We start from the raw sequence: 20,882 nt of genomic DNA, 5'->3' as shown, positions 1-20,882 counted from the left end.
CTTATCCCCGGCACGTCTGGCCCGGACACCGCCCGCCGTCCGTCCGCCGTAGGGGTGGTCGCGGCGGGGCCGCACCAGCCCACCGCAGGCGTCCGCGGGCCTGATCCGAACCCGCAGATGATTACGGAAAGTAGTCGGCGTCGCGGCCGGTCTCCGGCGGGCGCAGCGGGCCCGGGCTAGGTCGCCGGAGCCTGACCGATGACGCCGCGGAGCCGCGGCGAACGTGGCCCGCCGCGGGAATCCGGCCGTCCCTCAGTGTCAAGAACTTCCCGGGCACCGCCACCGGCCGTATCCACCCGGCTTCGGAACGGCGCAAGCCAGAAAAGCCGAAAGGCGGCCGGGGAATGCCCGACCGCCAGGCTCGCGGAATTCAGTCGCTCGACGGCAGACGCGCCGTTTCCTTCTCGACCAGAGCGATGCCGCCCGCGGTCAGGCTTCCCTTGCCTGCGCGGGTGACCAGCAGTTCCAACGAGGTGTCGCCGTCGAGGACGAACCGCTTGCCCAGCGGGCTGCCCGCCTGCAGCGCGGAGTCGGCCGCGAGGCCCGCGGCCGGCGTCTCGTGGTGGCCGATCATCGGGGCTCCCCCGCAGCCCAGCTCGACGGCACCGTCACCCGGTCGGACGACGATCACCTGTGTCTCGCAGACCTGGCTGGCCAGCCGGGTGCCGGCCTTGAGCGTCACGGGCATCCGGTATCTCCTTCGAGTGAGTGCGAAGCGCGAGAACTCGCGCGGCTGTGCCGGTGGTCAGATGTTGAAGATCCGCCTCGCGTTGCCGTAGACCATCTTCTCGGCCTCGTCGTCCGGCACGCCCGCCATCAGGTCCGCGACGACCTTGCGGGAGTTCGGCCAGGTACACGCGGGATGCGGGAAGTCCGTCGACCACATGATGCGGTCGACGCCGATCTCGTGGCGCATCTCGACGCCGCGCCGCTCGTCCATGAACGTCAGCGAGATGTTGCGGTGGAAGTAGGCGCTCGGCTTGTCCTTCAGCGCCGGGAACTCGTAGCCGTGCGACGACATGCCGTCGAGGGTGTTCAGGTACCACGGCACCCAGCCCAGGCCCGGCTCGACGAGCACGAACTGAAGGTCGGGGAACCGCTCGAACAGGCCGGACAGCAGCAGCATGCCGAGCTGCTCGGCGAGGCGCAGCGGCTGCTGCGAGGTGAAGACACCCATCTGCGGGGTTGGGTCGCGGGCCGCGATGTCCCAGGTGGCGTCCGAGACGCCCAGGTGCACGCAGACCGGCATCCGCATCTCCTGCAGCCGGGCCCACAGCGGGTCGTAACGCGGGTCGAAGTACTCCGGCAGACCGCACTCGCCCGGGCTGGTCGGCAGGTGGAGCGTGCGGGCGCCATGGTCACTGACCAGCCGCTCCAGCTCCGCGACGCCGTGATCCATGTCCTGCAGCGGGATCTGGTAGGCGACGAGCAGCCGGTTCGGGTCGGCGGCGGCGAACTCCGAGCTGAAGTCGGCGAAGGCCCGCGCCGTCTCCTTCCAGCCGTCCAGCATCTTGTAGAAGATCCGGAACGACGACAGGTCCGAGAAGAGGATCTCGACGTCGACGCCGTCGTCGTCCATCGCCTTCAGCCGGGCCTGCGGGTCGGAGTAGCCAGGGTTGAGCGCCGCCTCGTGCAGGTACGAGCCGAGGCCAAGCGGCGGGGTGCCGCGCCGCTGCAGCGCCGCGCGCTTCGACACGTCGACCAGGCGGTTGGCGTAGTCGATGGCGTCGTGGAACTTCGCCGGCGCCCGCTCCTTGAGCGCGTCGACGGTGCACTGGTAGTGCGAGTCAACCGAGATGAGCCGTTCGGTCCCGGCCACGGGACCACCTCCCTAGGGCAGTGCGAGCAGGGGTTGAAGCGAGCAGAGCGCTGGAGGACGGATGGGGCTGGCGGACTGATGAGTCAGCTGGCCAGGACGGACTTGGCCGCGACGAGCGCGTCGATCTCGCCCGTCGCGTAACCGAGCTCGGCGAGGATGTCCCGGCTGTGCTCGCCGGCCAGGCAGGGCGGCCCGGCGACCGCGCCCGGGTTCTCGGCGAGCCGGACCAGCACGCCGGTCTGCTCGAGCTTCCCGACGCCGTCGACCCGCGCCGTGACGACGTCGCCGAGGCTGCGCAGCGCCGGATCGGTGAACAGCGCCGCACCGAACGTGTCGACGGACAGCTCGCAGGGCAGGTCCCGCTTCTCGAAGTCCGGGAGGATCTCCTGAGCTGTCCGGCGGGCGAACAGTGGCTGGAGGGCGGCCCGCAGGTCGGCGTCGTGGGCGGCCCGGTCCGCCGGACCGGCGAACCGTGGGTCGTCGAGCAGCTCCAGGGCACCCAGTGCGTCGCACAGGTCCGGCCAGGACGCCTCGGCGAGCACCGCGATCGACAGCCAGTCACCGCCGGCCAGCCGGTAGAGGCCGTGCAACGCGGAGAGACCCTGCTGCCGGACGTCGATCCGAGGCCGGTCCACGGTGGCGCCGTCTGCGCGGCTGTAGGCGTAGGAGGTCGCGAGCAGGGTCGCGTTGATGATCGCCGTCGAGACCTGCTGGCCGAGGCCGGTGCGCTCCCGGTGGTAGAGGGCCTGGATGACGGCGGTCGCCCACAGGTAGCCGTTGCCTGTGTCGCCCATGTTGACCCGGCTCCACATCGGCGCGCCGCCCAGCCGGCAGGCCCCGTCCTCGTACTCGGTGCCGGCCAGGGCGTTGGCGGTCTGGTCGGTGCCGGGCTGGCGGGAGCGCGGGCCGTCCTCGAAGCCACGGGTGTGGCAGTAGATCAGCTTCGGGTACCGCGCGCCGAGCTCGGCGAAGCCGATACCGAGCCGCTCGGCCGCCCCGGGGCGCATGTTGTGGGCGAGCACGTCGGCGGACGCGATCAGCTTCTCCAGCACCGCGCGGCCGGCCGGGTCCTTCAGGTTGAGCGCGATCGAGCGCTTGCCCCAGTTGGTCGCCAGGCCCATGTGGGTGCGGGTCCAGTAGCCGTCGTGGAGCGCGTGCACCTTGATGACCTCGGCCCCGAGGTCGGCGAGGACCTTGCCGCCCCACGGGCCGGCGACGCCGAGGCCCAGGTCGAGAACCCGCACCCCGTCGAGCGGCCCGCGGCGCAGCACCGGTCCGTCCTCCCTGGCAGGAGCAGCCGGGACCTCGACGGCAGCGGCGGCCGGTGCCGCGGCGAGGACGTCGGCCGTGTGCTGGCCGCGGGTGGCCGCCGGGCCCTGGACCGCGCCCGGCGTCGCGGAGAACTCCAGCAGGACGCCGGCGTGCCGGATCGGGCCGAGCTCCGGGTCGTCCACCTCGACGACACAGCCCTGCCGCAGCAGCGCCGCGTCGGCGAACGCCTCCTCGGGCGAGCGAACGAGCGCGATGCCGATGTTGCGGGCCGCTCCGAACGCGACCCACTGCTCGGCCGGGAACTTCTTGAAGGCCGTCTGGAGCAGGCCGTAGTACATGTAGAGGATCGGCACCTCGTCCGCGTCCATGCCGATCCGGACGCCGGACCTCATGTCGTCCCTCGGGCCGTCGAGCACGAGCTCGTCGCCCTCGGCCGCGTCGAGCACCAAGGTCGGCCTGATCGTCCAGAAGTGCACCCAGCGGCCGTCAGAGCATTCGAACAGCCCCTCGGGTGAACGCCGGTCGGTGACCCACATCCAGACGCCCGGCGCGTTCAGGTTCTCGATCCACTGCCAGTTCGGGGCGTTCGCCGCCATCGCGCCCTGCACCAGCGACGTCTCGACGAGATCGCCGCGGCCGGTCAGCTCCCGGGCCCGCAGCGCCGCGCTCACCCCGGCGATCGCGTTGTACGCCGCGCCCAGGCTCGGCCAGGTCGACCGCAGGAAGACGGGGCCCTCCTGGTCGAACCGGTTCGCCGGCAGGTCGGGGATCTCGACGTCCTCGTTCGGCGGTGCGACGCCGCGAATCTTGTTCAGCGGCGTGCCGACGACCCCGCGCGCCTCCCACTGCAGCCCCGTTCGGGCGGCGACCAGCGAGTCAAGCGCCGGACGGTGCGCGTCCGGCCCGTCCGGGCCGTAGCCGGTGATGGAGCAGTAGACCAGCCTCGGGTTGCGCGCCCGCAGCGTCGCCGGGTCGATGCCCAGGCGGCCGGTGACGCCGGGCTCGAACGACTCGACCAGCACGTCGGCGCGGTCGGCGAGCGCCAGGAAGGCCGCGTGCTGCTCCGGGTCGCGCAGGTCGAGGACGGCGCTGCGCTTGCCGCGGTTCCACACCCGGTAGGCGACGTCGTCGCGGACCGGGTCGCCGTGCGGCGACTCGACCCGCAGCACGTCGGCACCCGAGTCGGCGAGCAGCATCGCCGTCATCGGTCCGGCTGCCCCCCAGGACAGGTCGAGAACGCTGAGGCCCACGAACGGCCCCGAACGCGTCGAGTCGGCCACGAGTCCCTCCCGAAGTTCTGATGCCGCCGGGTTCGTCGGCCCGGCTCGGACCCCGCTCGGCGGCCCGCCACCCGGCACGATTCACGCCGATTACGACGTGATGACCAGCACGATAGCATTCACTATGTGGTACGGACACTAACAACGGGCCGAAGCAGCTCGGACCCTGGCGGCGTCGACCAGACGTGACGCCTGGCCCGATCTCGCGGGCGAGGTCAGGATGTCCGAGATCGTCTGAGGTTGGGAGAGTCGTTGTCGCTCGAACGCAAGAGCTTCCGGGTGCCGGCCGGGGACAGTGCGCCGCGGGGGGCCGACGAGGTCGCGGTCACGCTCGTGCGTGACCCTTCGCACTCCCTGGACCGGCTGGTGATCGCGTGCTGTTTCGCCGGCGGCGCGATGTCGTCGGGCTACTTCGACCTCGACGGCCTCGGCCCGGCCGCAGCGCACCGCACGCCGTACAGCATGGCCGCGCACCTGGCCGCTGCCGGGATCACCGTGCTGCTCGTCGACCATCTCGCGACCGGCGGCAGCGACCGCCCCGCCGATCCGTGGGCCCTGGTCCCGGACGTGGTGGCCGACGTGGACGCGGCCGCGGCCCGCTGGGTGCTGGAGCAGCTCGCGCCGCGAGACCCGATCGTGCTGGGGGTCGGCCATTCGATGGGCGGGATGCTGGTCGCGCTCCAGCAGGCCCGCCACCGGCCGTATGACGGGCTGGTCCTGCTCGGCCATGCCGGTTCCGGGATGCCCCAGGTGCTGGGCCCGCAGGAGCAGGCGGTCGCCGGCGACCCGGCGAAGATGCGCGCGTCCATCGTCGAGCTCGCGCGAGCCCGGTTCGGCCGGCCGCTGGTGCCCAGCGGGACCGGGGTGCTGGAGCTGCTCGTCGGCCCGGACCTGCCCGCGGAGGCCGCGGCGACGCTGCGCGGCTGCGCCGCGGACCTGATCACACCGTGCGGGCTGGCTGCGATGATCCCCGGCGGCCACGCCGACGCGCTCGCGGCGATCGACGTGCCGACGATGATCGGCCTGGCCGAGCACGACATCGCCGGTCCACCGCACGAGGCCCCGAGCCATCTGACGTCCTGCCCCGACGTGACGCTGTACGTCCAGCCCGGCGCCTACCACAACGCCAACGTGGCCCCGAGCCGCGCCGCCCTGTGGGACCGGGTCGTCGGCTGGGCTGCCCAGCTGCGCGCGCCGGTCACCCGGCTGCCGGTAGCGGACCGGTAGCCGCCCCCGGCGGGCCGCCTAAGGTAGACAATATACAGATGGTGATGTTGAAGCAGTCTGGGGAGGCCTGAGGGATGGCGACGTCACGGCCTCGGCTCGCGCTCGGCTTACCCGTCGGCGAGTCGCTGTACAAGGCCGCTGAGCAGCACAGGATCCTCGATCTGGCCCGCGCCGCGGACGACGCCGGCATCGACACCCTCGTCCAGAGCGACCACGTGATCATGGGTGAACGGCAGGACCGCTACCCCTGGGGCCGCTTCCGCTTCCCGAACGGCTCACCCTGGCTCGAACCGCTCACGCTGCTGTCGGCCATCGCCGGAGCGACCTCTCGGGTCCGGCTGTCCACCGGCATCCTCATCGCAGGACTGCGCCGCCCCACCCTGCTGGCCAAACAGGCCGCGACCCTCGACGCGCTCTCCCGCGGCCGGCTCGAGCTCGGGGTCGGCACCGGCTGGCAGCCCGAGGAGTACGAGACCCTCGACCTCGACTTCGACAGCCGCGCTCAGCTCCTGGACGACACGATCACCGCCTGCCGCGCGCTGTGGGCACCCGGCGCGGCCACCGTCGACCTGCCGACCGTGCGCTTCGAGAAGATCTGGTGCGACCCCAAGCCGGCCCAGCCGAACGGCCCGGGCATCCTGTTCAGCGGCCCGCTGACGAAGCGCAACCTGCGCCGGATCACCGAGCTCGGCGACGGCTGGATCCCGATCATGGGCGAGACGCCCGAGGGCGTCGCCACCGGCGCCGCGACGATCCGCTCGGCCTGGGCCGCCGCCGGCCGTGGCGACGCCACCCCGCGCGTGCGCCACACCCTGCCGCTGGTCCGGGGTGAGGACGGAGCCCTCGACCTCGACCGCACCCTGGCCGGAGCGCCCGCGCTCGCCGAGACCGGGGCAACCGAGGTCTCCGTGGCGATCTCGGCCTTCCTCTCGGACGGCGGCGAGGCGGTCGCGTGGGTCGCGGACCTCGGCCAGCGCTGGGAGAAGCTGTGGAGCTGACCGCCCGCCCGCCGGGCATCCTGGCCACCGGGCGGTCCGTCGGCGACCCGGCCGACCGGCTCGCGTTGCGCGACCTGGCCGAGAGCTACGCCGCCGCGGTCGACGCGCGCGACGAGGAGCTGTTCGTCTCCCTGTTCACCGAGGACGGCGTGCTCCAGGTCAGCTACGCCCACCTGGCCGAACCGATGCGACCCGTGGCGGGCGCCGCGGCGCTGGCCGCGATCCCGCGTGCGCTCGGCGCGAAGTTCCCGGAGACGTTCCACTTCTTGGGCAACCACCGCTGCCAGGTCGACGGCGACCGAGCCGTGGGCGAGGCCTACTGCGAGGCCCATCACCTGCACGCGGACGAGGCCGGCGTGCCGACCGACCTGCGGATGGTGATCCGCTACGGGGACGCCTACGCCCGCGGCGCCGACGGTCTGTGGCGGTTCGCCCGCCGGACGGTCAACGTCCTGTGGCAGGAGGTCGCGCCGGTCGCCGCCAGCCTGCTGCACCGTCCCTGAGCCTGCTGCCCTCGTGAACCTGGCCCTCCTACAACTTGGCCCTCATACAACCTGGGAGGTCTGATGCCCCGCGTCATCCGTCCGGTCCCCGACCGCGACGACGCGTGCTTCTGGGACGCCGTCCAGGCCGGGAGGCTGGTCGCGCACGCCTGCGCGAGCTGCGGCCGCCTGGCGCATCCGCCGGTACCGATGTGTCCGGTCTGCGGCTCGGTCGACTGGGTGGAACGCGAGCTGTCCGGCCGCGGCACGATCCACAGCTGGATCGTCTCGAAGCACCCGTCCCAGCCCGACGACCCGGAGCGGCTCGTCGTTCTCGTCGACCTTGAGGAGGGCATCCGGTTCGTGTCGAACCTCCAGGAGATCGACGCGGCCGAGGTGACGGGCGGGCTGCCGGTCGAGGTCCTTTTCACCAAGGTCGACGGCTGCACGCTGCCCCAGTTCCGGCCCGCGAGCCGGGGCCCGCGGGTGGGCGCGTGATGGCGACTGGCTCGTGGCCGCGGCGGGCGGCCATCGCCGGGATCGGGCAGACCGAGTTCTCCAAGGACTCCGGCCGCAGTGAGCTGCGGCTGGCCGCCGAGGCGGTCCGCGCGGCCATCGCCGACGCTGGCCTGTCCCCCAAGGACATCGACGGCACGGTCACCTTCACCCAGGACACCAACGACGAGCTGGCGCTGGCCAGGACCGTGGGGTTCGACGAGATCCGGTGGGCGTCCCGGACGCCGTTCGGCGGCGGCGGCGCGTCCGCGACCGTCCAGCACGCCGCGGCGGCCGTCCAGTCCGGCATGGCGAACGCGGTGGTGGTCTACCGGGCGTTCAACGAGCGCTCCGGGCACCGGTTCGGCCAGCCGGCGCAGCAGGCCCGGTCGGCTGGGTTCAACTTCTACCTGCCCTATGGCCTGGACGCGCCGACGAAGATGTACTCGTTGTGGTTCCAGCGGTACATGCACGTCTACGGGCTGACGAACGCCGACTTCGGGCTGTACTCGGTCGTCGCCCGGCGCAACGCGGCGACGAATCCGAACGCCTGGTTCTACGGCAGGCCGATCACGATCGAGGACCATCAGCGTTCACGCTGGATCGTTGAGCCAATCCTGCGGCTGCTCGACTGCTGCCAGGAAAGCGACGGCGGGGTGGCACTCGTCGTCACCACCGAGGAACGCGCGCGTGGCCTCCGCCAGCCGCTGGTCACCGTCGAGGCGGCCGCGCAGGGCAACGTCCGGGACGGCGACGTGTTGTTCAACTACTACCACCCGAACATCGCAGCCTTTCCCGAGGCGGAGGCGAGCGGCCGGCTGCTCTACGAGTCGACCGGCCTGACCCCGGGCGACCTCGACGTCGCGATGCTGTACGAGAACTTCAGCCCGGTCGTGTTCTACATGCTGGAGGCCTACGGCTTCTGCGCGCCGGGCGAGGCCAGGGACTTCATCGCCGACGGGCACATCGACCTCGACGGCACGATCCCGGTGAACACGCATGGCGGGCTGCTGGGAGAGGCCTACATCCACGGGGTGAACAACATCCTGGAGGCGGTCCGCCAGCTTCGCGGCACGGCGGTCAACCAGGTGAAGAAGGACGTCCACAGAACCCTCGTCGCGGCCGGCCGCAGCGCCGTCATCCTCGGCGACGGCACCTGACCTGAGAGCCGCTCTCGCGCTGCTCACACCTTCGGGCCTGCTCACACCCCAATCCGATATGCACTGTGCATACTGTGTGCATAGCACACATGTCGGGTACGCTAAATCGCGTTCACGGTGTGTTCAGGAGGGAGTGTCGCATGGAGCGCGAGCCCGCCGGCGGAAACCCCGGCGTCACTGAGGGCGCCAGCGCCGACATCGCCGCCATCGAGCGCGAGCTGACACTGATCAGCCGGTACACCGTCATGGTCACCAACCGGTCCGCGGCCAACCAGCGGCTCGAACGCAGCGCCTACCTGCTGTTGTCGCGGATCGAGGCTGAGGGGCCGATGTCCATCGGCCAGCTGTCCGAGGCGTTCGGACTGGACGCCTCGACGATCAACCGGCAGACCGCCGCGATGCTGCGAGCCGGCCTGGTGGGGCGGATCCCCGACCCGGACGGCGGCCTGGCCCGCAAGCTGCGGATCACCGAAGCCGGCCTGGCCAGGCTGCACGCCGACCGCGACTGGGCGGTGAACGGTGTCGGTCGGGTGCTGGCGGACTGGGACCCCGCCGACGTCGCGACCCTCGCTCATCTGCTCGTCCAGTACAACGTCACCATCGAGCGCAGGCAGGGCCGCCTCTGGCCCCGCCCGGTATCCGCCCAGCCTCAGACCTCCTGACCGCCGGTGGCCGGCTTCGCCGAGGCGGCCTTGACGGCGGCCAGTGCGTTCGCGCGGAACCGGGCGGCCGCCTCGGTGTGCGCGGCGAGAGCCTGCAGCTCGGTCCCGGCGCGGATGGCGGCGCGGGCGCCCCAGATGTCGAAGGCGCGATGGACCGAACGCTTGTTGATCTGGGTCAGCTCGCTGGGCACCCCGGCGATGCGAACCGCGACCGCCAGCACCTCGGCCTCCAGCCGGTCCGCCGGGTAGGCCCGGTTGGCGAAGCCGATCCGGGCGGCTTCGACGCCGTCGATGGCGTCGCCGGTCAGCATCAGCTCCATCGCGTGCCGCAGGCCGAGCAGAACCGTGTGGTACTGCCAGTCCGGCGGGCTGGCCACCCGGACGACGGGGTAGCTGACCAGCGCGTCCTCGGCTATGTAGACGAGATCGCAGGCGGACGCCAGCTCGGTCGCTCCGGCGATGGCGTAGCCGTGGATCTGCGCGATCACCGGCTTGGCCAGGTCCCAGAGGCTGAACCAGGTGTCGCCGGCCTGCCGGGCCCACTGGCCGTCGCCGGGCGCCGAGTAGAACGGTGGGTCGGCCATCAGCGGTGACCCCAGGTCGTAGCCGGCGGAGAAGCAGGCCCCGGCGCCGCGGATCACGCTCACCCGGACGTCCGGGTCGTTGTCGTGGGACCGCAGCGCGTCGAGCAGCTCGGTGCGCAGCGGGGTCGAGATCGCGTTGCGCTTCTCCGGCCGGTTCAGCGTGATCCGCCGGACCCCCTCGGCGGGAACGTCCACCGCAAGGAACTGGTACGCGCTCACGGGGCCATCGCCCGGGTGCCGGCGAGGTCGGCCATCAGTTCCAGGGCCTCCGGCTGGGGCGCGTCAACGATCACGCCGGTGACGCCGGGCGGGACGTAGCCGGCGTTCCAGCGGGCGCGGATGCGGGCCGCGGAGCCGAGCAGCGCCGTCTGCTCCAGGTAGTCGTCCGGAACGGCGGCGATCGCCTCCGCCTTGTGGCCGGCCCGCCACAGCTCGACGATCCGCCCGGCCTGCGTCGGGAAGCCGCGCCGGGCCATCGCGTCGTGGTGGTAGTTGTGCGTCTCGCTGCCCATCCCACCCACGTACATCGCGGTGAGCGGGCGCATCGCGTCGAGCGCGCCCCGCACGTCGTCGGTAACCGAGACCGACACCCCCGTGAAGACGTCGAACCCACCGGCCGCCACCCGGTCCCGGATCGCGGACGGCACGCCTTCCGGGCCGAGGCCCATCGGAAGCCACCCGTCGCACAGCTCGGCGGTCAGGGCGACGTTGCGCGGGCCGCCCGCGCCCAGCCACAGCGGGACGGGAGCGACCGGATGCATGATCGACTTCAGCGGCTTGCCCTGGCCGAGCGCGCCGAGGCCGGCGTAGGGCAGGCGGATCTCGGAGCCGTCGTGCGAGACCGGCTCCTCACGGGCGAGCACCTTGCGCACGATCTGGAGGTAGTCGCGCAGCCGGGCGTTCGGCCGGCCCCAGGGCTGGCCGTACCAACCCTCGACGATCTGCGGTCCGGACAGGCCGATCCCGAGGATCAGCCGGTTCCCGCCGGCCATCGCGTCGATCGTCATGGCCTGCATGGCCAGCGTGGCGGGCGGCCGGGCGGCGAGCTGGACGACGGCGGTGCCGAGCCTGATCCGCTCGGTGTGCGCCGCGAGGTAGGCGAGCGGAGTGAGTGCGTCGCTGCCGTACGCCTCGGCGGTCCAGACCGAGTCGTAGCCCAGGCTTTCGGCGTGCCTGACCTGGTCGACGGGCACGGTCAGCTTCGCCGCCCGGTAAAGGCGCAGGCGTAGTCCCAGCTTGGTCACGGCAGAATCCCTCCAGGCTGCGGTGCACGGCTTGCCGCGCGGTCCGCCCGGCCCGCGCCGAGCATCAGGCCGGCGAGCAGGGCGTTTCGCAGGTCGCGCGGGTCGATCACGTCGTCGTAGGCGAGCCGGGCGCCGCCGGTGACGGACGCCTTCGCCTGCTGGGCCGCCACCCGAGCCCGTTCCGCACCGTCCTCGATCTTGCTCGCGGTCGAGCCAGCGGGCAGCGCGCCCAGGGTGATCGACGGGAAGGCGAGCGTCAGCGTCTGCCCGTCGAACGGGTTCATCGCCATCACCGACGAGCCGAACCCGAACGCCTTGCGCAGCGTCACGTGCACCTTGGGAACGGCCAGCCGGTGCTGCACGGCGTACATCCGGGCCGCGTGGCGCAGGATTCCCGCCCGCTCGGCGGCGCTGCCGGCGAGCACGCCCGGGTTGTCGGCCAGGAACACGCACGGCAGCCCGAACGCGCCGACGACCTGCAGGAAATGGGCGGCCTTGTCTGCGGCGTCGCTGTTGATCGCGCCGGCGAGCACACTCGGGTCGTTGGCGACGATCGCGACGGGCCGCCCGCCCAACCGGGCGAGGACGGCGACGAGCGACTGGCCGAAGTCCGGCTGGATCTCGAGCAGCTCGCCGTCGTCGACGATGGCGTCGAGCACCGGGCGGATCGGGTACGGCCGGCGTGGGTCGGGCGGGATCAGCGTGAGCAGCTCGTCGACGCGTCGGGGCCCGGTGTCGGTGCCGTCGAGGCGACGCGGCGCCGGCTCACCCGCGTTCGCCGGGAAGTAGGAGAGGTACCGGCGAGCGAGCGCGATCGCCTCGACATCGTCGGCGACGACGTTGTGCACGACCCCGGAGGTCGCGGCGGCGACCGCCGGGCCGCCGAGCGCCTCCTTGGTGATCTCCTCGCCGGTGGCCGAGCGGACCAGCGACGGACCGGCGGAGAAGATCGACGCGGTCTCGGTCATCGCGACGAAGTCGCACAGCGGCGCGGTCAGCGCGCCATGGCCGGCGGACGCACCGAGCACCAGGCAGACCATCGGGACCAGCCCGGACAGCTCGACCAGGCCGCCGAGGTCGCCGGGCCGGCGGCCGGTCGCCTGCTCGGTGACCCGGTGGCCGGCGCCCTCGAGCATCATCACCAGCGGCACCTGCTCCTGGCGGGCCAGCTGGCAGAGGCGGTACCGCTTGTCCGAGGCGCCGGTCCCGATCGAGCCACCGAGCACCGTGACGTCCTCGGCTCCGGCGAGGGCGGGCCTTCCGTCGATCGTCCCCGCGCCGGCGACGAACGCGTCGGCGGGGACCGGCGGGGTGTCGGTGCCGCCGACGAGGGCGCCGATCTCGTAGAACGTGTCCTTGTCGAACAGGGCGGCGAGGCGTTCGCGCGCGTTCAGCCGCCCACGCGCCGCCTGCCGCGCCAGCCGGGCCTCACCGCCCATGCCAGCGGCTACTTCCTTACGCCGGCCGATCTCGGCGAGCGCCGGCCCCCACCCCGCCAGGTCGTCCACGCCAGCTAAGCCATCCCCATCCGGGGCCCGGTCCGCCACCGGAACACAATATGGAACCTTGTTTCTCTCCCGCAAGGCTTGGTCCTGTCCATGCCGCACCGCTTGGGTTCGCAAGCACACTGTCGTCTCTAGAATTTCGTTCCAGCGACTCGGCCGGAACGACAAGCGGCGTGACGCGGCAAGGAGTTCGGCTCCGCCCACTGTCGGCGACCCCGACCGCCGGTGTGGTCGACGGATCGCCGACCGCCCATCAGCCTGTCCGAATTGACCTTTTCCGCCCGACCGCCTACTGTCTACCTAGACACTGCCTGGTCAGACAGCGTCTAAGTCGACATATTGGGTCGGACGAGCCACCGAGCACGGGAGATGACCATGACCCTGGCCCCGACAGTCCCGAGCCCGGCCCGCCACCGAGAGCGCCACCCATCGTCGTCAGGCGCCACCGTTAGGGTCACCAGCATGGGAGCCCAGACGATCATGATCAGCGTTCCCGATGACCTGCTGGAGGAGGTCCGCGCCCAGGCTGGCGAGGAGAACCTCTCCGCGTACATCACCGAAGTCCTGCGCCGCCAGCTCGCGCGTGACCGGCTGGGCGAACTCGTGGACTGGTTGGAGGGCGAGTACGGCCCCATCACTGATGAGGAACGCGCCGCCGCCCGCCTCGAGATGGACGAACTCCGCGCGGAGCACGCACGCCGCCGCGCCGAAGGTACGGGCGACAGGCCCAGGTCGGCGCCGTGAGCAGGTCAGGCATGCGCGCCCTGCCGCGAGAAGTGATCGTGCTCGACTCGGAAGCGCTCTCGCTGGCCGTACGCGGAGACCGATCCATGGCGATGCGCCTGGATTTCGCGCGCGACAACGACGTCGAGGTGGTCGCCTCTCCGATGACCCTCATTGAGGCGTTCGATACCCACTCGGTTGAGCAGCGCTGGGACTGGGCCCTGTCCCGCGTCGAGGTGCCGGCTCTCGATAAGGATCAGGCTCGCGAAGCCAGGCGCCTTCTGGCCGCCGCAGGACTTCACGGCCACAGATACGCCGTCGACGCCGTGGTCGCCGTCGTGGCTCGGCGTCAGGTCGGTCAGGTCACCGTCTTCACCTCGGACACGGACGATCTCGAACGACTTCTGCCTCCGCACATCGCCGTCAGGAAGGTCTAGTGCCGGGCCCGGCGAGGTTCGCCCGCAGGCTTGATCGCTGTCTTGGCCCTCACGTGGTCACAAAACCGGCTGCAGTTGCAGCCACGGGAGGGGGCCAAAACAGCGATCTTTCAGATGCCGCACTAGGCCAGACCAGTGGGAGGCGCGCGCAGGCCTGAGCGGCGGACATCGAGGGCAGGTCAGCGGGCGGACGTCAGGTACTCCTCGCGGAGCTTTAGCTTGTTGAGCTTTCCGGTGGGCATGCGCGGGAGCTCGGGGCGGAACGCGAAGGTGCGCGGGACCTTGTAGTGGGCGACTGACGCACGGGCGTACGCGCGCAGTTCCTCGGCGAGCTCGTCGTCCGGCTCGATCCCGGCGGCGGGGGCGACGACCGCGTGGACGTACTCCCCCATCTCCGGGTCGGGCAGCCCGAAGACGGCGACGTCGGCGACCTTCGGGTGCATGATCAGCGCGGCCTCGACCTCGGCCGGGTAGATGTTGACGCCGCCGGATATGATCATGAAGCTCTTCCGGTCGGTCAGGTAGAGGAAGCCGGCCTCGTCCAGGTAGCCGACGTCGCCGGTCGTCGTCCAGTTCGGGTGTTCGGGGTGGCGGCTGGCCTTCGTCTTCTCTGGGTCGCCGTGGTACTCGAACGGGGCCTTCTCCTGCTCGAAGAAGAGCAGACCGGGCACGCCCGGGGGAAGTTCACCGCCGGCCTCGTCGCAGATGTGCGGGACGCTCGCCAGCGCCGGGCCGACGGAGCCGGGGTGCGCGAGCCAGTCCGGCGAGCTGATGAACGTCAGCCCGCTGCCCTCGGTGGCCGCGTAGTACTCGTCGATGATCGGGCCAAGCCAGTCGATCATCGCCCGCTTGACGTCCGGCGCGCAGGGGGCGGCGGCGTGCAGCACGCTGACCAGGCTGGACAGGTCATAACAACGTCGAACCTCGTCGGGCAGTTTGAGCAGGCGAACCATCATGGTCGGCACGAGCTGGACGTGGGTGACCCGCTCCCGTTCGATGACGGCGAGCAGCCGCTCGGGGTCGAACTTGTCCAGGATGACCAGCGTCCCGCCGATCTCATGGACCGCTCCGGACCACTGCAGCCCGGCCGCATGGTAGAGCGGCGCCGGGCAGAGGTAGACCAGATCCTCGGTCCAGCGGAGCAGGAGCTGGCCGAACAGCGAGAGCCGGGTGCGTTCCGGGTCGGTCACCTGCAGGCCGGACAGCGGCCGCTGGATGCCCTTCGGACGGCCGGTCGTGCCGGACGAGTAGAGCATCACCTCGCCAACCGGCTCGGTGGCCAGCGGCTCGGCGGAGACCACGGCGACGGCGTCCTCGTACGGCTCGAACCCGTCCACGACGCCGTCCATCATCAGCCGGACCCGGCAGTCGGGCACCTTCACGGCGGCCTGAGCGGCCAGCTCGCTGAACCGGCGGGTGGCGACCAGCGCGCGGGCGCCAGAATCCGCCACCTGGTATGCGACCTCGCTTGGCGCGAGATGCCAGTTGACCGCCGTGAGGTAAAGGCCGGATCGAATCGCGGCCCAGAAGACCTCGAAATAGCGCGGATGATTCTCGGCGAGAATCGCCAGCGTGTCGCCCGGCCTCAGCCCGTTCTCGGCCAGCAGCCGGGCCAGCCGGACCGAACTCGCGTTGAGCTCGGCATAGCTCAGGCGCGTCACCACGGCATCGGTGGCCGCCGGCCAGTCCGGGCCGCCCATGAGAACCGCCGTCTTCTCCGGATGGGTCACGGCGAACTGGCCGGGATACATGACGGCCCTCCCTCACTCCGGTGGCCAGGCTCCGGCGGCCCGCGGTGGCGCGACCGGCACGGCGACGGCTACCAGAAGCAGAACCCTGTTCTAGCAGGCGTCGACGATGGTTCCAGGGAGGAGACCCTCGTCACATGTCTGACGATAGCCGCGTTGGCGGCCGGTGGCGACCGATGGCCGCGTACCCGCATGCCCGGGCGCACTGTCTCGGCTCGATGAGCAGCCCCTGCCGCCCGCTCCGACCGTCCGCCTGACCGTGGACGCGCCCATGGCCGCGCCCGCTGCAGCCGGGAACACCATTCCAGTAACGGCCCTGCCGCCAACAACTCGCGTCCACACCGTGCGGCACCATCGCCCACCTCGGGCACCATGCTTGCTGGCCGCACGGTCGGCCGTTCCGAAAGACCGAGGGCAGGTCAGGGCGCGGCGCGGGGGCGGCAGAATGCGCGGGTGACCGCGATCCGCCGCGCCCGGCCCACCGACTCCGAGACCGTCCTCACGCTCGTGCGGGAGTTCAACGCGATCGACGGCCACGACCACGACGATGCCCGCGTCGGCCGCGCGCTCGCCCCGTTGCTGGCCGACGACGAGTACGGCCAGGTCTGGTTCATCAACGGTCCCGACGACGAACCGGCGGGCTACGCCGTCCTGTGCTGGGGATACAGCCTCGAGTCAGGCGGCCGTGAGGCCGTGCTCGACGAGATCTACGTCCGGGACCGCGGGCTCGGCCTCGGCTCCGCCGCGCTGCCCGCGCTGTTGGCCGCCTGCCGCGCCGCCGGTGTGCTGCGCGTCTTCCTCGAGACCGAGGCACCCAACGACGCCGCGCGCCGGTTCTACGCCCGCCACGGCTTCCAGCTCGAACAATCCATCTGGATGACCCAGGAGCTCTGACGATCCCGGCTGGCCCTTTCGACTTTGCCGCCGCAGTGACCCTGCTGGCTAATTCGGGCCTGGAGTCTGTGCGAGTCCTACGCCATGGTGGTGGATCTCGTCAGTGGTCGACCGCGAGTAGGACTGAAGCCTGTTCCAGGACTCCCAGTGACGGGTGGTCGACGCGCGGCGTCCAGTCCCTGGATCACGGGCCACCGGACCGATCATGATCGCCGTTTGGGCCCTGGGATGGTCGCGGAAACGCGCCCGTCGCGACCATCCCAGGGCCAAAACCGCGATCAAGGCGACGCGAGACCACAGGCCCACCGCCGTGACGAAAAACCGCTTCGGGAATCCGCCCGGCGGCCGCATCATGAAACGAAAGGAAACAGGACGCGCTGTCGGGGGGTGGCGCTGTGGCTGTGATGACCGGGCTCTTGGCGTTGTGGGCGGTGACGGCCGGCTGGTGGGGCCGTCACCTGGATACGGCGCTGCACGAGGGGGGACACGCTCTTCTCACGTGGGCGCACGGCGGGCGGGTGAAGAAAGTACACATCGACCGCCGCGATGGGGGACTCACCAGATTCGAACTCGGATCGATGGGTCGGTTCGGCGTGTTCATGATCTTTTTCGCCGGCTACGTCAGCCCACCGCTGGCCGGTCTCACGTCGGCGAGCCTGCTGGCCGCGGGGAACGAGACCTCGGTGTTCATTCTCGCCGTGCTCGCGCTGGTCGCGCTGCTCCTCGTCGACGTCAACAGGTTCGGCATCGTCGTCCTGCTGTCGAGCGCCGCCGTGCTCGTCGGCCTGGAGCGGTACGCGCCCGGCTGGTTCGGGCGCTGGTGCGCCTTCTTCCTCACCTGGTTTCTTTTGCTGTCCGGGGTCAGGTCCGTCGTCGTCCTGCGGCGGGTGCGCCGGAGTGGGCCGAGCGATTCCGACGCGGACATCCTTGCCGAGATCACCCACGTCCCGGGGTTCTTGTGGGTGTTCGTCTTCGGGGCCGTCAGCGTGTTCTGCCTGCTGAAGGGCGCCAGACTGCTGGTCGCCCCCGGCTGAGTGTTTCCGCCCCGAACGGTCACCGCTGCTTGGTGAGCACCCCGTCGCCGGTGCCGTCTCCGACATCGTCGAAGTGGTAGACCAGCTCGCCGTTCGCGTTGAGCGTGAGCGAAACCGTGGTGTCGGAGCAGTTCGTGCCGCCCACGATGTGCTCGGTCACCTGGACGGCGTTTCCGCCCTGGTTCAGCAGCAGGTCGCCGGAGCAGGGAATGGTCGGATAGTTGGACGTGCCGACCACCTGGCCGATCGATCCGCCGCGCAGCACCAGGGTCACCGGGTAGGTGGTGTCGAACTCGTGCGCCGGGTCCTTCTGGGCCACGTCGCCGGTCCAGGTGCCGCGCAGCTCGGCGGGCAGCTGGTCGGGATCTACCGCCGGCGACCCGCTCGGGGTCGGCTGCGTCGACGTGAGGGCCGCCGGCGGCTGGATCCGGGCGTCGAGGAGCTTCTGCGCCCGGCCCCGGGGCGGGTAGACCGGCGCGATCGCGGTCAGCACGACCGCCACCAGGACCAGGACACCGGCGACCCCGACGACGATCTGGTCGAACACCGGCAGCGCCCGGATCCGCGGGCCACGGTCCGCCGTGGCCGGCGGCCGCTGTGACGGCCAGGCACCGGGGGCGGCCGGTGGCTGGCTCGCGGGCCACGGCGTGCTCTGCGGCCACGGCGTTGGCTGGGCGGGCGGATAGCCCTGCGACCAGAGGGTGCCCTGCGGCAGCGGCTGGGGCGGCGGCGCCGTCTGCGGGCCCGGGTACGGCGTTGGCTGAGCGGGAGTCCCCTGAGTCGCGGGTGCGGGGCCGGTCGGGGGTGCGAACTGCGCCGGGGACGCCCCCGACCCGGCCGGGGCCGACGCCTGCGGAACCGACGCCTGAGTGGCCGACGCCTGCTGCGGGGCCGTCTGCGCCGGGGAGGCAAGCGTCGGCGGTGGCTTCAGCTGGGGCGGCAGGACCTGGGTGACGTCGCCGTCGTCGTCCTCGTCGTCCTCGAACCCGGACGCGGCCGCGGACGCCTGGGGCACCGCCTCGGCGGGCGGCGGACTCGCGGGCGGCGGCGCGGGCCGCGGCGGTGGTTCGGGCCGCGACGTTGGTTCGGGCAACGGCCAGCTGGACTCGGACACGGCACACCTGTCGATAGGGGATCCCCTCTCATCATCGACCGGGCGCGCGGTCCTGGGAATGCCGGTACGCCGACAAAACGGCCCAAGAGGGCACACGGAGGCGAGCCACCCGTCTCGCCCCGGTATCGGGCCGAGGAGGCCCGGCCGCCGGGCATGATCTCCCGCACACCGCCGAGGCCGCCGCAACGTACGGAACCCCCCGACCACCCGGCGCCCGGGGCGCAGGTCCCCCAGTTCGGATGCGCGAAGCGGTGACCGCGCGGTAGGCAGGGCGGAGCGGCTCCGCCGTGGGACGCCCGCGCCAGCCGCGCGGACGTGCCGACCTACCGCGAACAGACGTGTGACGTGAGAGGACAGGGCCGATGACGAAGGTCGGATTCATCGGGCTGGGCAGCCAGGGCCAGCCGATGGCACGACGCATCGTGGACGCCGGCTTCCCGCTGACGATCTGGGCGCGCCGCGCGGTGGCGGTCGAGCCGTTCGCGGACACGGCCGCGACGGTCGCGGCGACGCCTGCCGAGCTCGGCGCCGCCAGCGACATCGTCGGGATCTGCGTGGTCGCCGACGTGGACGTGACGGACGTGCTGCTGCGCCCGGACGGGGTGCTGGCCGGGATGGACGCGGGCGGCCTGCTGGTGCTGCACTCGACGATCCACCCGGACACCTGCCGGCTGATCGCGGACGCGGCCGCCGATCGCGGGGTCGCGGTGATCGACGCCCCGGTCAGCGGCGGCGCCCCCGCGGCGTCCGTGGGTCGGCTGTCGGTGATGGTCGGCGGCACGGACGAGGACGTCGCCCGTGCCCGCCCGGTGCTGGAGACGTTCGCGGACCCGCTGCTGCACCTGGGCCCGCTTGGCAGCGGCCAGGTGGCCAAGCTGCTGAACAACTTCGTGTTCACCGCCCAGGTGGGGCTCGCGCTGGACACGTTCGCGTTCGCCGACCGGCTCGGCATCGACCGGGCCCTGGCCGCGCAGGTGCTGGCGGGCGGCACCGGTGGCTCCCGGGCCGCGGGCATCCTGGCCGCGTCCGGCTTCGACCTCGCCGGGCTGCGCGGCGCCGAACCGCTGCTGCGCAAGGACGTCCGGATCACGTTGGAGGTCGCGGCGGGCGCCGGCACCGAGGCGCCGGCGACGCTGAGCGCGCTCGCGCAGGAGACACTGACGACGCTGGCCAGCCCGCCGGTCGCCGGGTAGCGGGCGGCGGGTGGGCCGAGCCGGCACAATAGGGGACGTATAACGAATACTTGATACGACGCGCGCAGTCGGGGCACGCCACTCGGGACGTCCCCGGGGACGGCGGTCCCGCCTCGATGCGCCAGCCCGGACCACCAGGGAGAACCGTGAGCGCCCAGGACCGCCAGACCGCCGAGTCGCCCACGGCAGACGCGGAGGAGCACGCCCGGCTGACCGAGCAGGACGGCATCCTCACCCTGACCATCGACCGGCAGCGCAAGCGCAATCTGATCAGCCCGCAGATCACCGAGCTGCTCTGGCAGGCCGCGACCATGCTCGGCGACCGCGACGACCTGCGCTGCCTGGTGATCACGGGTGTCGGCCCCTACTTCACCGCCGGGGTGGACCTGTCGGCCGGGGTGGGCAACCGGCCGGCGAACCCCGAGACCGAGCATCTGCACCCGGGCTGGAACTTCCGGCGCAACTACCGCAGCCACCATCTGCTCTACGACGAGTTCGAGTCGATCGAGAAGCCGATCATCGTGGCCGTGAACGGGATCTCCCTGGGGGCCGGGGTCGAGATGGCGGTGAGCTGCGACTTCCGGTTCTGCACGCCGGAGGCCGAGTTCGGGGTACCCGAGGTGCACATGGGGATGCTCGCGGGCAGCGGCGGCACCAGCCGCCTGACCAGGCTGGTCGGCCCGGCCTGGGGCAAGTGGATGGCGATGGCCGGCCGCCGGGTGGGCGCCGAGCAGGCCAGGCAGATCGGCCTGGTGCACGACGTCTTCCCAGCCGAGACGTTCATGGACGAGGTCTACGCGTTCTGCCGGGACCTGACGAAGATCCCGCCGGAGGTGCTCGGCGTCGCGAAGCTGGCCGTCGACATGTACGCGGACATCTCCGACCGCACCGCCGCCCGGAACATCGACCGGCTCCTGGTCACCGGCCTGATGAACTCCCCCGAGTTCCTCCGGCGGGCCGGCAAGTTCGGCTACGGGCGCACGCCCGCCGTCCAGCCGGAGCCCTGAGCGG

20 protein-coding genes are annotated in these 20,882 nt (G+C 71.7%); 12 read left to right on the top strand and 8 right to left on the bottom strand.

The window, feature by feature from the left end; translation table 11 throughout:
* Positions 1-370: 370 nt before the first annotated feature.
* From I6A60_RS09260 to I6A60_RS43420, 3 genes are all read right to left on the bottom strand, one after another.
* Positions 371-688, bottom strand: a complete 318-nt coding sequence (locus I6A60_RS09260; RefSeq protein ID WP_203014402.1) for a hypothetical protein — start codon at positions 686-688, stop codon at positions 371-373.
* A gap of 57 nt (positions 689-745) precedes the next feature.
* On the bottom strand, positions 746-1,819 hold the full coding sequence (locus tag I6A60_RS09255) for an amidohydrolase family protein (RefSeq protein ID WP_203014404.1): 1,074 nt from the start codon (positions 1,817-1,819) through the stop codon (positions 746-748).
* An 83-nt stretch (positions 1,820-1,902) separates the two neighbouring features.
* Positions 1,903-4,371, bottom strand: coding sequence for a CaiB/BaiF CoA-transferase family protein (locus I6A60_RS43420; RefSeq protein WP_203014406.1), 2,469 nt, complete (start codon positions 4,369-4,371; stop codon positions 1,903-1,905).
* Positions 4,372-4,611: 240 nt separating this feature from the next.
* Between I6A60_RS43420 and I6A60_RS09245 the strand changes: the two genes are divergently transcribed.
* The 6 genes from I6A60_RS09245 to I6A60_RS09220 all read left to right on the top strand — a co-directional run bounded on the left by I6A60_RS09245 (position 4,612) and on the right by I6A60_RS09220 (position 9,395).
* Positions 4,612-5,598: an alpha/beta hydrolase gene (locus tag I6A60_RS09245; protein WP_203014408.1), complete on the top strand. Its 987-nt coding sequence runs from the start codon at positions 4,612-4,614 to the stop codon at positions 5,596-5,598.
* A gap of 74 nt (positions 5,599-5,672) precedes the next feature.
* The gene (locus tag I6A60_RS09240; protein WP_203014410.1) at positions 5,673-6,596 is read left to right on the top strand and encodes a TIGR03619 family F420-dependent LLM class oxidoreductase; all 924 of its coding nucleotides are present in this window, start codon (positions 5,673-5,675) and stop codon (positions 6,594-6,596) included.
* Entirely contained in the window at positions 6,587-7,099 is a 513-nt protein-coding gene (locus I6A60_RS09235) for a nuclear transport factor 2 family protein (protein ID WP_203014412.1), read from the top strand. Before I6A60_RS09240 ends, I6A60_RS09235 begins: the two co-directional genes overlap by 10 nt.
* Before the next feature lie 63 nt (positions 7,100-7,162).
* Positions 7,163-7,576, top strand: a complete 414-nt coding sequence (locus I6A60_RS09230; protein ID WP_203014414.1) for a Zn-ribbon domain-containing OB-fold protein — start codon at positions 7,163-7,165, stop codon at positions 7,574-7,576.
* Positions 7,576-8,733 (top strand): lipid-transfer protein, encoded by a 1,158-nt coding sequence (locus I6A60_RS09225; protein ID WP_203014417.1) that lies wholly within the window; start codon positions 7,576-7,578, stop codon positions 8,731-8,733. The genes I6A60_RS09230 and I6A60_RS09225 overlap by 1 nt, the downstream gene beginning before the upstream one ends.
* A gap of 140 nt (positions 8,734-8,873) precedes the next feature.
* Entirely contained in the window at positions 8,874-9,395 is a 522-nt protein-coding gene (locus I6A60_RS09220) for a MarR family winged helix-turn-helix transcriptional regulator (protein WP_203014419.1), read from the top strand.
* Here the strand turns inward: I6A60_RS09220 and I6A60_RS09215 are convergent.
* Genes I6A60_RS09215 through I6A60_RS09205 form a run of 3 tightly spaced genes read right to left on the bottom strand, consistent with a single transcriptional unit; the run spans position 9,383 to position 12,731 of the window.
* Positions 9,383-10,198 (bottom strand): enoyl-CoA hydratase/isomerase family protein, encoded by an 816-nt coding sequence (locus I6A60_RS09215; RefSeq protein WP_203014421.1) that lies wholly within the window; start codon positions 10,196-10,198, stop codon positions 9,383-9,385. The two genes, I6A60_RS09220 and I6A60_RS09215, sit on opposite strands and share 13 nt — an antisense overlap.
* Positions 10,195-11,223 carry an LLM class F420-dependent oxidoreductase gene (locus I6A60_RS09210; RefSeq protein WP_203014423.1) on the bottom strand — a complete coding sequence of 343 codons (1,029 nt, stop codon included), beginning with the start codon at positions 11,221-11,223 and terminating at the stop codon, positions 10,195-10,197. Before I6A60_RS09210 ends, I6A60_RS09215 begins: the two co-directional genes overlap by 4 nt.
* Positions 11,220-12,731 (bottom strand): carboxyl transferase domain-containing protein, encoded by a 1,512-nt coding sequence (locus I6A60_RS09205; protein WP_307873601.1) that lies wholly within the window; start codon positions 12,729-12,731, stop codon positions 11,220-11,222. Before I6A60_RS09205 ends, I6A60_RS09210 begins: the two co-directional genes overlap by 4 nt.
* Positions 12,732-13,190: 459 nt before the next feature.
* Between I6A60_RS09205 and I6A60_RS09200 the strand changes: the two genes are divergently transcribed.
* Together I6A60_RS09200 and I6A60_RS09195 are read left to right on the top strand one after the other, a co-directional pair.
* Positions 13,191-13,472 (top strand): CopG family transcriptional regulator, encoded by a 282-nt coding sequence (locus I6A60_RS09200; RefSeq protein ID WP_203014427.1) that lies wholly within the window; start codon positions 13,191-13,193, stop codon positions 13,470-13,472.
* Positions 13,473-13,483: 11 nt separating this feature from the next.
* Entirely contained in the window at positions 13,484-13,888 is a 405-nt protein-coding gene (locus I6A60_RS09195) for a hypothetical protein (protein WP_203014428.1), read from the top strand.
* A gap of 179 nt (positions 13,889-14,067) precedes the next feature.
* On the opposite strand, the gene I6A60_RS09190 is transcribed toward I6A60_RS09195, so the two are convergent.
* Positions 14,068-15,639: an acyl-CoA synthetase gene (locus I6A60_RS09190; protein ID WP_203014430.1), complete on the bottom strand. Its 1,572-nt coding sequence runs from the start codon at positions 15,637-15,639 to the stop codon at positions 14,068-14,070.
* 450 nt (positions 15,640-16,089) lie between these two features.
* Between I6A60_RS09190 and I6A60_RS09185 the strand changes: the two genes are divergently transcribed.
* Together I6A60_RS09185 and I6A60_RS09180 are read left to right on the top strand one after the other, a co-directional pair.
* On the top strand, positions 16,090-16,530 hold the full coding sequence (locus I6A60_RS09185) for a GNAT family N-acetyltransferase (protein WP_203014432.1): 441 nt from the start codon (positions 16,090-16,092) through the stop codon (positions 16,528-16,530).
* A gap of 404 nt (positions 16,531-16,934) precedes the next feature.
* Positions 16,935-17,564 carry a M50 family metallopeptidase gene (locus I6A60_RS09180; protein ID WP_238435077.1) on the top strand — a complete coding sequence of 210 codons (630 nt, stop codon included), beginning with the start codon at positions 16,935-16,937 and terminating at the stop codon, positions 17,562-17,564.
* A 19-nt stretch (positions 17,565-17,583) separates the two neighbouring features.
* Here I6A60_RS09180 and I6A60_RS09175 read toward each other — a convergent pair whose 3' ends face one another.
* Entirely contained in the window at positions 17,584-18,678 is a 1,095-nt protein-coding gene (locus tag I6A60_RS09175; protein ID WP_203014438.1) for a hypothetical protein, read from the bottom strand.
* Positions 18,679-19,040: 362 nt separating this feature from the next.
* Here I6A60_RS09175 and I6A60_RS09170 point away from each other — a divergent pair, with 362 nt between their 5' ends.
* Positions 19,041-19,871 carry an NAD(P)-dependent oxidoreductase gene (locus I6A60_RS09170; protein WP_203014441.1) on the top strand — a complete coding sequence of 277 codons (831 nt, stop codon included), beginning with the start codon at positions 19,041-19,043 and terminating at the stop codon, positions 19,869-19,871.
* Positions 19,872-20,017: 146 nt separating this feature from the next.
* Positions 20,018-20,878: an enoyl-CoA hydratase/isomerase family protein gene (locus I6A60_RS09165; RefSeq protein WP_203014443.1), complete on the top strand. Its 861-nt coding sequence runs from the start codon at positions 20,018-20,020 to the stop codon at positions 20,876-20,878.
* Positions 20,879-20,882: the final 4 nt, after the last annotated feature.

It is taken from the genome of Frankia sp. AgB1.9 (assembly GCF_016786355.1).
GTDB lineage: Bacteria > Actinomycetota > Actinomycetes > Frankiales > Frankiaceae > Pseudofrankia.
Note: the sequence above shows the minus strand (reverse complement) of the source record. Positions and strands in the feature narration are given on the sequence as shown.

What these genes read in the sequence shown, in the direction of transcription:
- I6A60_RS09260 (WP_203014402.1), bottom strand. Translation starts at nt 688, where the DNA reads ATGCCCGTGACGCTCAAGGCCGGCACCCGGCTGGCCAGCCAGGTCTGC.
- I6A60_RS09240 (WP_203014410.1), top strand. Translation starts at nt 5,673, where the DNA reads ATGGCGACGTCACGGCCTCGGCTCGCGCTCGGCTTACCCGTCGGCGAG.
- I6A60_RS09230 (WP_203014414.1), top strand. Translation starts at nt 7,163, where the DNA reads ATGCCCCGCGTCATCCGTCCGGTCCCCGACCGCGACGACGCGTGCTTC.
- I6A60_RS09225 (WP_203014417.1), top strand. Translation starts at nt 7,576, where the DNA reads ATGGCGACTGGCTCGTGGCCGCGGCGGGCGGCCATCGCCGGGATCGGG.
- I6A60_RS09220 (WP_203014419.1), top strand. Translation starts at nt 8,874, where the DNA reads ATGGAGCGCGAGCCCGCCGGCGGAAACCCCGGCGTCACTGAGGGCGCC.
- I6A60_RS09200 (WP_203014427.1), top strand. Translation starts at nt 13,191, where the DNA reads ATGGGAGCCCAGACGATCATGATCAGCGTTCCCGATGACCTGCTGGAG.
- I6A60_RS09195 (WP_203014428.1), top strand. Translation starts at nt 13,484, where the DNA reads ATGCGCGCCCTGCCGCGAGAAGTGATCGTGCTCGACTCGGAAGCGCTC.
- I6A60_RS09190 (WP_203014430.1), bottom strand. Translation starts at nt 15,639, where the DNA reads ATGTATCCCGGCCAGTTCGCCGTGACCCATCCGGAGAAGACGGCGGTT.
- I6A60_RS09180 (WP_238435077.1), top strand. Translation starts at nt 16,935, where the DNA reads ATGACCGGGCTCTTGGCGTTGTGGGCGGTGACGGCCGGCTGGTGGGGC.
- I6A60_RS09170 (WP_203014441.1), top strand. Translation starts at nt 19,041, where the DNA reads ATGACGAAGGTCGGATTCATCGGGCTGGGCAGCCAGGGCCAGCCGATG.